Source organism: Nocardia sp. CY15 (genome assembly GCF_009829295.1).
Classification (GTDB): domain Bacteria; phylum Actinomycetota; class Actinomycetes; order Mycobacteriales; family Mycobacteriaceae; genus Nocardia; species Nocardia sputi.
The window spans coordinates 47,818-61,223 of sequence record NZ_VUOT01000007.1; the positions used below are offsets into that span (position 1 = coordinate 47,818).

Annotated in this window: 11 protein-coding genes; 5 read left to right on the plus strand and 6 right to left on the minus strand. The window is 68.0% G+C overall.

Going from position 1 to position 13,406, the window contains the following annotated elements; translation table 11 throughout:
* Positions 1-136 precede the first annotated feature (136 nt).
* From lhgO to GVY39_RS11245, 4 genes are all read right to left on the minus strand, one after another.
* Positions 137-1,321 carry an L-2-hydroxyglutarate oxidase gene (lhgO, locus tag GVY39_RS11230; protein ID WP_159923504.1) on the minus strand — a complete coding sequence of 395 codons (1,185 nt, stop codon included), beginning with the start codon at positions 1,319-1,321 and terminating at the stop codon, positions 137-139.
* A gap of 22 nt (positions 1,322-1,343) precedes the next feature.
* Positions 1,344-2,030, minus strand: a complete 687-nt coding sequence (locus GVY39_RS11235; protein ID WP_159923502.1) for a hypothetical protein — start codon at positions 2,028-2,030, stop codon at positions 1,344-1,346.
* 353 nt (positions 2,031-2,383) lie between these two features.
* On the minus strand, positions 2,384-3,175 hold the full coding sequence (locus tag GVY39_RS11240; RefSeq protein ID WP_159923500.1) for a TIGR03084 family metal-binding protein: 792 nt from the start codon (positions 3,173-3,175) through the stop codon (positions 2,384-2,386).
* Between the two features lie 113 nt (positions 3,176-3,288).
* Positions 3,289-4,644 carry a hypothetical protein gene (locus GVY39_RS11245; protein ID WP_159923498.1) on the minus strand — a complete coding sequence of 452 codons (1,356 nt, stop codon included), beginning with the start codon at positions 4,642-4,644 and terminating at the stop codon, positions 3,289-3,291.
* Positions 4,645-4,985: 341 nt separating this feature from the next.
* On the opposite strand from GVY39_RS11245, the gene lon reads away from it, so the two are divergent.
* A complete protein-coding gene (gene lon, locus GVY39_RS11250) occupies positions 4,986-7,319 on the plus strand; it encodes an endopeptidase La (RefSeq protein WP_236565420.1) in 2,334 nt (777 codons plus the stop codon).
* Between the two features lie 111 nt (positions 7,320-7,430).
* Here the strand turns inward: lon and GVY39_RS11255 are convergent, their stop codons facing one another.
* Positions 7,431-7,874, minus strand: a complete 444-nt coding sequence (locus tag GVY39_RS11255) for a PaaI family thioesterase (protein ID WP_159923496.1) — start codon at positions 7,872-7,874, stop codon at positions 7,431-7,433.
* The gene (locus tag GVY39_RS11260; RefSeq protein WP_159923494.1) at positions 7,871-8,455 is read right to left on the minus strand and encodes a TetR/AcrR family transcriptional regulator; all 585 of its coding nucleotides are present in this window, start codon (positions 8,453-8,455) and stop codon (positions 7,871-7,873) included. The genes GVY39_RS11255 and GVY39_RS11260 overlap by 4 nt, the downstream gene beginning before the upstream one ends.
* Positions 8,456-8,725: 270 nt before the next feature.
* Between GVY39_RS11260 and GVY39_RS11265 the strand changes: the two genes are divergently transcribed.
* The 4 genes from GVY39_RS11265 (at position 8,726) to GVY39_RS11280 (ending at position 13,402) form a co-directional block, all read left to right on the plus strand.
* Complete coding sequence (locus GVY39_RS11265; RefSeq protein ID WP_159923492.1) at positions 8,726-9,796, plus strand: DNA polymerase IV; 1,071 nt, start codon at positions 8,726-8,728, stop codon at positions 9,794-9,796.
* A gap of 38 nt (positions 9,797-9,834) precedes the next feature.
* Complete coding sequence (locus GVY39_RS11270) at positions 9,835-10,830, plus strand: oxidoreductase (RefSeq protein WP_159923490.1); 996 nt, start codon at positions 9,835-9,837, stop codon at positions 10,828-10,830.
* A gap of 217 nt (positions 10,831-11,047) precedes the next feature.
* Positions 11,048-11,767: a TetR/AcrR family transcriptional regulator gene (locus GVY39_RS11275; protein WP_159923488.1), complete on the plus strand. Its 720-nt coding sequence runs from the start codon at positions 11,048-11,050 to the stop codon at positions 11,765-11,767.
* A gap of 156 nt (positions 11,768-11,923) precedes the next feature.
* Positions 11,924-13,402 carry an alpha/beta fold hydrolase gene (locus GVY39_RS11280; RefSeq protein WP_159923486.1) on the plus strand — a complete coding sequence of 493 codons (1,479 nt, stop codon included), beginning with the start codon at positions 11,924-11,926 and terminating at the stop codon, positions 13,400-13,402.
* Positions 13,403-13,406 lie beyond the last annotated feature (4 nt).

The following is a 13,406-nucleotide window of genomic DNA, read 5'->3' on the forward strand; positions in this document are numbered from 1 at the left end:
GGCCCTCCCTGTCCCACGACTGGCGTTAAAAGTACTACAGCTCTCCTATTTATTCGAGGGCTCTGCGCGATTCGGTGCGCCGTATTGCCGGATTCGACCGAATGGTTGGTTGGGAAGGGTTTGGTCCGGCGCCTGCTCAGAGCTGATCGACGATGTGCTCGGCGATCGGCATGGCCGAAGTCGCCGCAGGTGAGGGGGCATTGAGCAGATGGACCGAGCGCTCGGTGCGCTCGATCATGAAGTCGTGCACCAAAGTTCCGTCTCGCAGAACCGCCTGCGCGCGAATACCCGCTTCCCGCGGGAGCAGATCGGTGAGCGTCAGCTCCGGACAGTAGCGGCGGCACTGCGCGAGATATCCGCGCTTGAACAACGAGTTGCGCAGTTCACGCAGGCCGGTGCGTACGTTCGCCTTGGCGACCCGGTGAAATCCGGGAAACGCGAGAATTTCTCGCGCATCCCTGAGGTCGAGACTGCCTTTGCCGTAGCCCTCCCTGGCGAGCCCGAGCACCGCGTTCGGGCCCACGGTCAGCGCTCCGTCGATCGTCGGGCTCAAATGCACTCCGAGGAACGGCAATTCGGGGTCCGGGATTGGATAGATCAACGTGTTGACCAGTCCGTGCCGCTCCGGCGGCAGCTGGTAGTACTCACCGCGGAAGGGAACGATGCGAAAGTCGGTGCGCAGCCCGGCAGCTCGAGCCATCCGGTCCGCCTGCAGACCAGCGCAGACCACCAGGCGGCGTGCCGTCCACGAGCCGGTCGGGCCTGCGGCGACCACCGCGTCCGAGTTCTCGGTGAGCGCGGTGATTTCGGTGCCGAGCACGAATTCCCCACCCGCGCGACGAACTTCATCGGCGAGCGTTTCGGTCACCCGGCTGAAGTCGACGATGCCGGTGTCGGGAACGAACAGTGCGCCGACCCCGGTGACGCGCGGCTCGCGCCGAGCGAGTTCCGCCGCATCGATCAGCTCGACGGACACGCCATTGGTGATCGATCGTTCGTGGAGCGCGAGCATGCGTCCGTATTCGGCGTCGTCGGTGGCGACCAGGAGTTTGCCGCACACCCGATACGGGATGTCGTGGCGCGCGGCGAAATCCTTGGTCCAGCGCGCACCCCGGCGGCACAGCGTGGCTTTCAGGCTGTCCGGCGGATAGTAGATGCCGGAGTGGATGACGCCGCTGTTGTGCCCGGTTTGGTGGGCGGCCAGATGCTGCGCTTTTTCCAGCAGCACCAGGCTCGCACCGGGGTTGCGCGCCAGAATCCGGTGCGCGGTCGCGACGCCGACTATGCCGCCGCCGATGACGCAGAAGTCGTAGGCGCTCATGCCGAGCAGGGTAAACGGTAGGTCACACCGCCACGGAATTCGCTGTCCCGAGCGCGGGTTCGGCGGGGTGCTGGCGGCGGTCTCCGTCCGGCGATGGGGTTGCGGCGGGCGCGGCGTGACGATCGAGGCGCAGATCGTGCTCGCCGAGCTTCGGATCGGAGAACGCCAGTCGCACTTCACCGCTCCGAGTGTCGACGTCGGTGCGCATAGTGGTGACAGCGGACTCGTCCGGCTGCTGCGGCGCGGGTTCGGAATGGAGGAAATCCGTCAGCATCGTGAAGGCGTTCGTGTCCACGGTGACGGAGACGGTGTCGTGCTGGACTTCCGCGACCTGCGCACCGACATAGGCGTCGCCGAGCCGGACTTTGCCGCCGATAGGTGCGGGCGCGGTCGGCGCGGTCGGCTCTGTCGGCGAAATAATATGCGGGGCAGAGGTTTCCGGCTCGGCGGCACGTGGAGCGGAAACCGCTGCGGGCAAGACGAAGCTGCTGCCGGTCAATGCCGGATAGGGGACGGCTCTGTGTCCCTGGTCGGGCTCGTGCGGGGTCTCCGGGGCTGTCGGCGCGGCGAGCCGGGTATCGGGGCGCTGTGAGTCGGCGATCTGTTGGACGACATAAGCGCCGGCCGCGGCGGTCAGGCTCAAGCTGGCGGCACCGGCGAGCACGACGGCGGCATGCCGCGCGACCTGGGCAGGTCGGTGTGCTGTCACGATGCGTTCCTTTCCCTGCGATGCTGCTCCCACAGGCGACCAGCACCATGGGAAGCTGTACGCTCGTCCAGATTACCTGTGGGATCGGGGAGAGTGCCGCGTCGAAGAGAGCGGGATCACATCGACGCTCGGTCGTAAGGCCGAAAAATCACAGGTCCCCACCATGGACATGGCGTCGATGTTTCCGCGAACGCAGCGGCGGGTAAATATCATTCAGCTGGCGAGCGTCATTCTCGACTGCCACCTCGAGACACCCGGCCAACGGCGTCCGGCCGTCGACATGAACACGGCGCACCCAAGTGTGGCGCTCGCCCGCTCCCGAATCGTCATCGATCGGGTCGGGTGTGGGCGGGTCAGGCGAACTGGCCCGCTGTCCGCCCCGCACCCGTCGGACCTGCGAAAGCCTGCGCGATAGTGAGCCATTCCGCGGCGTCGTCGCCGTGCGCCACGAGCGCCAGGTCGTCCGGATGACGGCGCTGGGTCACCAGTAGGCAGAAGTCGAGCGCAGGCCCGGTCACGCGCTGCTCGGCGGTCTCGGGGCCCCACGACCAGATCGTGCGATCAGGCGCGATCAGCTCGACCCGGAATTCCGCCGCCGGGGCGGTCTTTCCGTGCACGGTGTAGGCGAAGTTCCTGGTGCGGACGCCGATATGGGCCACGGTGCGCAGGCGCTCCGTCGGCCTGCGGTACACGCCGAGCGCGTCGGCCACATCCTGCCCGTGCGCCCAGGTCTCCATGATGCGGGCGGTGATCATCGACGCGGCGCTCATCGGCGGACCGAACCACGGCAGTTTGACCCCCGCGGGCACGGCGCGCAGCGCGGCGGTGAGCGACGCGCGGCCACGCCGCCATCGATCGAGCAGGTCGGCCGGGGGTTCGGTGGCGGCTTTCTCGGCCGCCTCGTCGACGAACGTGAGCGCACGAGGGCCGGCCTCGGCCAGCAGCTTCTGAAAGCCTTCGGCGTCCGCGGCGGCGATCGTCGCGACCTCGTCGGTCCAGGCCAGATGGCCGATCTGATGGGCGATGGTCCAGCCGGCCGCAGGTGTGGCGCGCGCCCACTCCTCGACGGCCAACGGGCCGACGAGTCGTTCCAGGTCCGCGCATTCGTCGGCGAAATCGCCGAGCAGCGCCTCGAGGTCAGCCATCCGTTCCCCTACCGATCCGGGCACACCGCCTCGTGCGCCGCCGCCGTCCAGCATCGCAGCGGGACCAAAAAAAGGCAAGCATGCTTGTTTTATCTTGCCCGCAAAGAGCCTCGCTACCAGCCGAAAGCCACCAGGTGGGCCGCCCCGACGACGAGGCCGAGCACCGCGCCGTGCAGATACAGCAGCCAGGCGTCCTGTTCCACGGACGCGTAGAACATCTCCATGAACTCCCCCGGCGTAAGGTCTCGCAATTTGCGCGCCGCGAATTCATCGATGGTCTTGGCCTGCTCCAGGTTGAATTCTTCGTCCTCGGTCAGGGTCGGAGCCAGACCGACCGCGGCGCCCGCCGCGCCCACCGTGAGGTTGTCGAACTGGCGACGACCCAGAGCCGCCCGCACCAGTGTGGTGGTCGGCCCGAGTTGACGATTGATCTCGTCGGCGATCAACCGTTCCAGCAGTTGCCTGGTCTTGTCCCCGTTCGGGCCCTCCAGCAGTTCCTCGGACAGGTTCGGCAGCGTCAACACCTGGTAGGCCAGGATATGGGCCAGATCGGTCGCCGCCTGCGGCTGTCGTTTCGCCAGCAGCGCCTGCTTCCACAGGTACTTGTACCTCGGTTGCGGGTCGCCGGGCTCGAACACCATCTTCACCGCGATGACGTTGACGATCACACCGATCGCCGCCGAGGAGAGCAGGACGATCACCCAGCCCGGAACCCAGCCGAATACCGGAATGTGCTGGTGTACATGCAGATACAGGGCCAGCAGCACGCCGAAGGGAGCGCCGAGCAAGCCGATGCGCACCATGAAGCGCAGCTCGGGCGCCGCGATGGTGGTGGTCAGGTCCTTCAGGATGGCCGGGTTCTGCTGGAGGTAGCGGATCACGAAGCTCTTGATATCGATGAGCTGGTCGACGTTGTCGCCGAGCGAGGCGAAAGCGCGGCGTGACAGCGCGGGCAGTTCGCGATCCACCCGCTGGTAGATCAGCTGTTTGGCGGCGCGCGGCACCGTGCGCCACAGGTCCGGGTTCTCCCGGTACATCAGCTCGTCGACCAGCGGCCGCACCTGCTGGCGCGCGAGCACCGCGACGTAGTCGGCGATGCCGTCGAGGTCGAGTTCGTGGATGAAGTCCTTCGGGCTCCCGATCCGCATCAGCGCCTTGTCCACGCAGATGCTGGCCATCTTTTCCGCACGCGCCGGTATGAAGCCCTGGAATCCGAGGCGGCGGCCGTCGCCGGAGAAGGTGGGCAACACCTGGACCCGGCGCGGGAAGTAGGGATAGAGCACGTGCAGGCCCGGGATGCGGATGCCGCGGAACCGGATCGGCCAGAACAGCATCAGCACGCCGGTCCAGTTGGTCAGCCAACCGGCCAGCGCGCTGAAGATCGGGAACGTGATCAGGTCGACCACGAATTTCGGCTGCCCGGTCAATCCTTCCCAGTCGATGAACACGCCAGCGGCGAGCGACGACATGGATAGGACTCCCTAAGCCGATCCGGCGGTACCGCCGGTATGAGATATCAAGGCCCCCACGTTCTCATTGCCTTGGACGGGGTGTCAACGAGGAGTATCCGGCGAATCGGAAGTCGAATGGCGGGGCGAGGATCCGAAGAGGCTCGGTGTCCGCGTCCGTGGCGCGCGTCACAGTTCCGAGTGGGGAATTCGCCGTCGGCGAACGTTCGGTCGTGGACGGAACAAACCCGAACCATCGCGGGTTGAGTAGGCATCGCTCAACTTTTGGAAGGGTCGAAGACGTGACTACACCACAGAACCTGCCGGTGCTGTTCCTGACCGATCCGATCGTGCTGCCGGGCATGGTCGTGCCCATCGAACTGGACGAATCGGCGCAGGCCGCGATCGATGCCGCGCGCGCCGCCGGGACCGACGCCGTGCTGCTCGCGCCGCGCCTGAACGAGGGCTACGCCACCTACGGTGTGGTCGCCACCATCGAACAGGTCGGCCGGATGCGCGGTGGTGCTCCGGCGGCCGTCCTCAAGGCCGAACGGCGCGCAAAGATCGGGCACGGGGTCACCGGCCCCGGCGCGGCCTTGTGGGTCGAGGCGGAGCCGGTCGAGACTTCAGCCCCGGACGGCCGCACCAAGGAACTGGCCGCCGAATACAAGAAGCTGGTCGTCTCGGTGCTGCAGCGCCGCGAGGCGTGGCAGATCATCGATGCGGTCAATCAATTGACCGATCCGTCGGCCATCGCCGACACCGCGGGTTACGCCACGTACCTCACTTCCGAGCAGAAGCGTGAACTGCTCGAGACCCCCGAGGTGGCCAAGCGGCTCGCCACCCTGATCGAGTGGACCAAAGCGCACATCGCCGAGGCCGAGATCAGCGAGAAGATCAGCGAAGACGTGCGCGAGGGCATGGAGAAGAGCCAGCGCGAATTCCTGCTGCGCCAGCAGCTCAACGCCATCCGCAAGGAACTCGGTGAGGACGAGCCGGACGGCGCCGACGATTACCGCACCCGCGTCGAGCAGGCCGATCTACCCGACACGGTTCGCGAAGCGGCGCTGCGCGAGGTCGGCAGGCTGGAGCGAGCCAGCGATCAGAGTCCGGAATCCGGCTGGATCCGGACTTGGCTGGACATGGTGCTCGAGCTGCCGTGGACGGTGAAGACCACCGACAGCACCGATGTGTCGGCCGCCCGCGCGGTCCTGGACGCCGACCACCACGGTCTGGACGAGGTCAAGGACCGCATGGTGGAGTACCTGGCCGTCCGGGCTCGCCGTGCGGCCCGGGGCTTGGAGGTCGTCGGCGGACGCGGCTCCGGCGCGGTGCTGGTGCTGGTCGGGCCGCCCGGCGTCGGCAAGACATCGCTGGGTGAGTCCGTGGCGCGGGCGCTGGGCCGCAAGTTCGTCCGCGTGGCTCTGGGTGGCGTACGCGACGAGGCCGAGATCCGTGGCCACCGCCGGACCTACGTCGGCGCACTGCCCGGTCGCATCGTCCGCGCCATGAAGGAAGCCGGTTCGATGAACCCGGTCGTCCTGCTGGACGAGATCGACAAGGTCGGCTCGGACTTCCGCGGCGACCCGGCGGCCGCCCTGCTCGAGGTGCTGGACCCGGCGCAGAACCATACGTTCCGCGATCACTACCTCGATCTGGACCTGGACCTGTCCGACGTGCTGTTCATCGCCACGGCGAACGTGATGGAGACCATCCCCGGCCCGCTGCTGGACCGGATGGAGCTGATCACCGTCGATGGCTACACCGAGGACGACAAGGTGGCCATCGCCCGCGACTTCCTGGTGCCGCGGCAGCTCGAGCGCAACGCGTTGACCGCCGACGAGGTGACGGTCAGCGAGGAGGCGCTGCGGGAAATCGCGGCCAACTACACCAGGGAGGCCGGGGTCCGGCAGATGGAGCGGCTGATCGCGAAAGCGTTGCGCAAGGCCGCCACTCGGCTGTCGGAGCGCGAGAGTGTTCCCGCTGCGGCGGGTTACGACCCCGAACTGGGCTACGAGGTGCCGGTCGAGGAAGCACTGACGATCGGATTGGACGACTTGAAGGACTACCTGGGTCGTCCGCGCTTCACCCCCGATTCGGTGGAACGCACCGCCGTCCCGGGTGTGGCCACCGGCCTCGCCGTCACCGGCGCGGGCGGCGACGTCCTCTACATCGAGGCGAACGCCGCCGAGGGCGAGCGCTCCCTGACGCTCACCGGCCAGCTCGGCGACGTCATGAAGGAGTCCGCGCAGATCGCGCTGACCTACGTGCGCTCCCACCTGGAGGAAATCGGGATCGAGCCGTCGGTGCTCGATCGCAACATCCACATCCACTTCCCGGCGGGCGCGGTGCCGAAGGACGGGCCGTCCGCGGGCGTCACGATGGTCACCGCTCTGGTGTCGCTGGCGCTGGGTCGTCAGGTGCGATCGGATGTCGGCATGACCGGTGAGGTCACGCTGAACGGCCGGGTGCTGCCGATCGGCGGCGTGAAGCAGAAGCTGCTCGCCGCCCAGCGGGCGGGGTTGAAGACGGTCTTCATCCCGGCGCGCAACGAGCCGGATCTGGACGACGTCCCGGCGGAAGTGCTGGCCGCGCTGGATGTCCGCCCCGTCGCCGACGTGGCCGACATCCTGGCCTACGCCATCGAACCGGTCACCGAATCGGCTTTGGGCCCTGCCTACGCGGCAACCGCCTGACCTGTGCTGGAAGGGCCGGGCACGGAGAATGCTCCGTGCCCGGCCTTTCGTCTGCCGCACGGCGCGCGAGCTGGGCGCACTGGGTCCACGACGATTCGCGCGTGGGGCGAGTCAGGCGGGGTTGGAGTTCGTCAGGTCGCTTTCCGCGAGCCGGGTGGTGCCTTGTGCCACCGCGCGCAGGATCGGTTCACGGTCGGCGCTCTCCGCGTAGATCCGGCAGTGGGCAACCGCCTGGCGGCGCGTCGACCCGGTGACGGATGCCTCGGCGCGCAACCGAGTGCCCGCGCCCGGTCGCAGGTAGGTGATGGTGAAACCGCCGGTGAGCACGTTCGCGCCGAGAACCGTCCCCGCGGCGAAGGTGAGGGCGTTGTCGGCGGCGTAGGCGAGCACGCCGCCGTGCACGTAGCCGAACTGCTGGGTCAGTTCGCGGCGCAACGGGATGATCAGGGTGGCGGCTCCGTCGCCGAAGGCGGTGATCTCGGTGCCGACCAGGTCGGCAAAAGGCTGTGCGGCCAGCACTTTCCTGGCGCTGTCGAGGCTCATGGCTGTTGTCATCGGGATACCTCTTGCGCGGCTCGGGTGCGATCGGCGGCGAGGGCGAGCCATGCGGCGTCGGCGAGTTCGCCCGCGACTTCGGCCGGGGCGATGCGCATCTCGCCGCCCAGCCACTGCCGCGTGTATTCCTGCGCGGGGCCCAGCCACAGCGCGTAGACCAGATCGACCGGCAGATCACGCACCACCCCGTATCCGGCGTGCGTGCGCCACCAGCGCGTCACATCGGACAAGAAGCGGCGATTGCTCTCGCTCTCGCGCACTCCTGGCGGACGGGCGGAGGTGAGCACCGTGGCCCGGTACTGGTTCTCGCTCACCCACCGCAAGTGCTCGCGCACGCCGGAGGTGACGCCCGCACGCGCGTCGGTGCTGTCGCCCACTACCGCCCAGAAATGCTTCTGGTAGTCCGTCAGCGCGTTGGCCCACACCTGCCGGTAGAGGTCGGCCTTGTCCGGGAAGTGGTGGTAGAGCGCCCCCACGCTGGCGCCCGCCGCGTCCCGGATCTGCGTCAGCGTCGCGTCGAGCGCACCGTGCTCGGCGAACTGGCGCTCGGCCGCCAGCAGCAACCGATCTCGAATCTTCATATACCGAATTTAATTCTGTTTCTCGGGCAGCGCAATGCGCATGGCGAGACGTGCTTCCTCGACGGCATGGGACTGCCGGGCGAACATCGGCGGATCTGCCTGGCAGCGGCGGGCAGTTCGCACCCTGATGGCGGGTCCGGCACCCTGGGAACGGTCCAGCGAGGTGTCCGCGGGACACACGCACGCTCGCGGCGCGGTGGAAACGCCGGTCGGCCGCCGATTCGCACTGGAATTACGCATGGTGTCGCAGCACTGCGGTAAGAACGGCATGTGGCCAGATGGCTGTTGCACGTCGATCTCGACCAGTTCCAGGCGGCGGTGGAATTCCGCCGTCATCCGGAACTGCGGGGACTGCCGGTCATCGTCGGCGGCCACGGCGATCCCACCGAGGCGCGCAAGGTGGTGACCTGCGCGTCCTATCCGGCGCGCGCGTTCGGCGTGCGGGCCGGGATGCCGTTGCGCAGCGCCCAGCGCAAGTGCCCCGACGGCGTCTTCCTTCCCGTGGACATGACCGCCTACGAGGACGCCTCCGACGAGGTCATGGCGCTGCTGCGGACGTTTCCCGGGCGGGTCGAGGTGTGGGGCTGGGACGAGGCGTTCCTCGCAGCCGACACCGACGACCCTGAGGCCCTCGCGCACCAGGTGCGCGCCGCCATCGCCGGACTGGAACTGACCTGCTCCATCGGCATCGGTGACAACAAGCTCACCGCCAAGCTCGCGACCGGTTTCGCCAAATCGGCGGGCAAGTCCTCGGCCGAGCCCGTGGCCGGCGCGGGCGCCGCCACGGGCGTCTTCCGGCTCACCGCGGCGAACTGGACCGAAGTGATGGCCCATCGCCCGACGAACGCGCTGTGGGGTATCGGCGACCGAATCGCCGCGCGTCTCGCCGACCTCGGCATCCGAACCGTCGGCGACCTGATGGCGGCCGACCGGCATCGTCTCGCCGCGGAGTTCGGGCCGAACACCGGGCCGTATCTCCGGGTGCTCGGCCACGGCAAGGGCGATACGGATGTCACCACCGAACCGCGAATCCCCGTAGGTCGCAGCAAATCCGAGACCTTCCCGCACGATCTGACCGATCCCGGCGAGATCCGCGCCCAAGTCGCGCGACTGGCCACCGAGGTCGCCGAGGAGATGGCCGCGGCAGGCCGGATCGGCACCCGTGTTTCCGTGACGGTGCGCACCAACACCTTCTATACCCGCAGTAAACAGGAGAAACTCCCCGAACCGACCATCGACGTCGCGCGGATCGCCGAGACCGCGCTGCGGATCGTCGACCGGTTCGACCTCGACCGGCCGGTTCGTCTGCTCGGCGTCCGGCTGGAACTCGTGCCGCAGTAGCTCCCGGAACCCGTCCGGACACTCGTATGCTCGTCCGCATGGAGTTCTGGGCGATGGTGGCACACGAATCGGATAGCGGGATCGTCCTGACCCGGCAGCAGGTCGGCGAGGATTTCCTCGGGCCGGGCGACGTGACGATCAAAGTGCACTACTCGAGCGCGAACTACAAGGACGCTCTGGCGATCACCAAGGGCGGCGGAGTGGTCCGCAACTACCCGATCGTGCCCGGAATCGATCTCGTGGGCGAAGTGGTCGAGTCCGCCGACGACGATTTCGCCCCGGGTGACCCGGTGATCGCGCACGGATACGACATCGGCGTTGCACACAACGGCGGCTTCGCCGAATACGCCAGGGTGCCCGCCGAATGGGTGGTCAAGCTGGAGGATCTGAGCCTTCGTGACGCCGCCGCGCTCGGCACCGCCGGTTTCACCGCGGCCCTCAGCGTGCAGGCACTGCTCGATCGCGGTCTCACCCCGGACGCGGGCCCGGTGCTGGTCACGGGCGCGACGGGTGGAGTCGGCAGCGTGAGTATCGACATCCTCTCCGGGCTCGGCTTCGAAGTTATCGCTTCCACCGGCAAGACCGATGCGGGCGACCTGCTCAGTGAGATCGGCGCGAACGAGGTGATCGGAAGGCTGCCCGAGGAGCCGAGCGCCAAGCCGCGGCCCCTGACGAAGGCGCGGTGGGCCGCGGCCGTGGACAGTGTCGGCGGCGCCTCGCTCGCCTACGTTCTCAGCGCCATCGGCTACGGCGGCGTGGTCGCGGCCAGCGGCCTCACCGGCGGATCCGAGCTGCCCACCACGGTGATGCCGTTCATCCTGCGCGGCGTCGCCCTGGAGGGCATCGATTCGGTCAACCTCCCGATCGAGCGCCGTCGCGAAGTATGGTCCCAGCTCGGCAAGGACTTGCGCCCTCAGCATCTTTCGACCCTGGCGAACCACGCCCCGATCACCGAGGTGGAGAAGGTGCTGCGCTCCATTCAGAAAGGCAGCCACCGGGGCCGAACCGTTCTCGGCGTCTCGGGCGAATTCTGATCGTCACCTGTGTGCCTGCGCTCGGCGGGCTCGGGTAGCGCTCGCGGAACCCGGACCGGACGCATGCGGCGCGCGCCGTGACGAGGCCCGGCTCGATCCGTTCGAGCCGGATTTCGGTGGTTGACGGGCCGGGGTTCGGTCCCGCATCGGCACCGGCGAGCGTTGTACGCATTCGCGAACACCGTGCGCTACGCTGGAGATGGACGAAAGGAGTGTCATGCCCGCGGAGAAGCAGCCGGTGGGATCGGTGTGGACGCGCCCGCGGCGCGGCCGGGAGCAACCGGCGCTGACCAGGAAACAGATCGTGGCCGAAGCGGTCGCGCTATTGGACGCGGAGGGCATGGAGGCGCTGAGCATGCGTCAGCTCGGCGCTCGCCTGAACGCAGGCGCCACCTCCCTCTACCGCCACGTGGCCAATCGGGACGAGCTGATCGAACTGGTGGTCGACGAGGTCTACGGTGAGATCGACGTCCCACGGATCGATGACCCGGCGCGATGGCGCGCCGCGGCGCAGGAGTGCGCAACGAGCCTGCGCGCGATGATCCTGCGGCATCCGTGGATGGCCTCGACCCTGGGCCAGGTCGGGCTGTCCTATCTGGGCCCGAACGTTATGCGGCTCAACGACCGGATGGTCGGGCTGTTCGAAGCCGGTGGCTTCCCCGCCGAGGAGGCGGGCGACGGCATCGGCGCCGTCATCAGCTACGTGGTCGGTATCGGCATCACCGAGGCGGCGTATCTGAGCATGCTGACTCGCAGCGGGAAGACGGAGAAGGAGTGGCTGGCCGAGCTGCGACCGGCAGTCGAAGCGGCGGCGCGCGAGTTTCCGCGAGTCGCGCAGGAGAACTGGAACCAGGATCCAGAACGGTTGCGCGAGCGGAAGTTCCGCTACGGACTGGACCGGGTGCTGGACGGGCTCGACGCACGCCGGGCCACCTGACGCGCACCTCGCGCGACGCCGCGCGTGGGAAGGGTGCCACCATCGAAGGCTCCGATCCGATACGGTTCTTCCGCATCCACCCACGTGCTCGCTCCGGTCGAGAGGCGAAGTCTGTTGCCCGCGAAGCCGTTCTGGCGTTCGATTTCGATAGCGGCGGTGTCCGTGCTGCTGGCCGTGCCCGCCTACACCCAGGCCGAGCCGGTGGCCGACCCGTACCCGGCCGGCCTGGACCGGTTCTATCGTCAGCTGCCCGAGTGGAAGCCTTGCGGTGTCGAGAATCTGGACAAAGCTGGTGGCGAGTGCGCCGAAGTTCTGGTGCCGCTGGACTACGGGCGGCCTGGCGATCGCACGATCACCGTGGCGATATCCCGGGTGAAGGCGGGCGATCCGGCACGGCGCCGGGGAGTCCTGCTGTCGAATCCCGGCGGTCCCGGCGGGCCGGGCCTGGACAGCGTGGATCTGCTCGGTGACGTGCTGTCGCCGGATGTGCTGGCGAGTTATGACCTGATCGGGATGGACCCGCGCGGGGTCGGCGAATCCAGCCGCAGTCCCCGGTGCGGGTGGCCGGTCGGCGAGATGGTGCGCTCGGCCGGCTTGGAACCGCTGGGTTTTGTGCACGACACCGTGCAGTCCGCGGGCATGGCCGCGAGCTGCGTCATCCGCGATCCGGATTTGGTGCGGCAGTTCACCACTCGCAACACGGCGCGCGACATGGACATCGTCCGGGCCGTCTTGGGCGAGCAGAAGGTCAACTTCTACGGCTTGTCCTACGGCACCTACCTCGGCGCGGTGTTCACGCAGATGTTTCCCGAGCGCACGGATCGAATCGTGCTCGACAGCGCGATCGACCCGGACCGGTACTGGACCGGCTTGGTGCAGGATTGGGGTCCCGCCGACGAGATCGCGCTGGACGACTGGGCCGTGTGGGCCGCCGCCCGGGACGACGAGTTCCGGCTCGGCGCGACTGCGCAGCAGGTGCGGGCGAAGGTCGAGGAACTGGTGCGCATCGCCGCACGGCAACCGATCGTCATCGATGGGTTCGCGATCGATGACCACTGGCTTCCGTTCATCCTGCACGCCTTGCTGACGAACTTCCGGTTGAACGAGCCGTTGGCCGCGACGGTGCGTGAGATCGCCGATGCCGCGGGCGGCCCGCCGACGACCTCGCGTACGCCCCGGTTGCGCGCCATTGTGCAGGCGCTGCGGGACAACGAGAACTCCGTGCTGGCGCAGATCGCCTGCGGCGATGTCGGCGCACCGATCGATCCCACCTGGTACTGGCGCACCATCGAAGAGAACCGGGCCACGCAACCGGTGTTCGGCGCGCTGGCGGGCAACATCCAGCCGTGCGCCTTCTGGCCTCGCCCGGTCGAACCTCCGACGGTGGTCCGGAACGCGGTGCCCGCGCTCATCGTGCAGGCGACGGGAGATCCACGCACCCCTTACGCCCACGGGGTTCGACTGCATCAGCATCTGTCCGAGTCGCGCATGGTCACTCTGCGCGATGTCCGTATCCATATGACGTTCCGGCCCGAATTGAGCAGTTGCGTGAACGACGCGATCAACACCTACTTCGGCGCGGGGGTGCTGCCGGACACCGACACCACCTGCACCGCGGACCAGACTGCGAGCTAGCCGG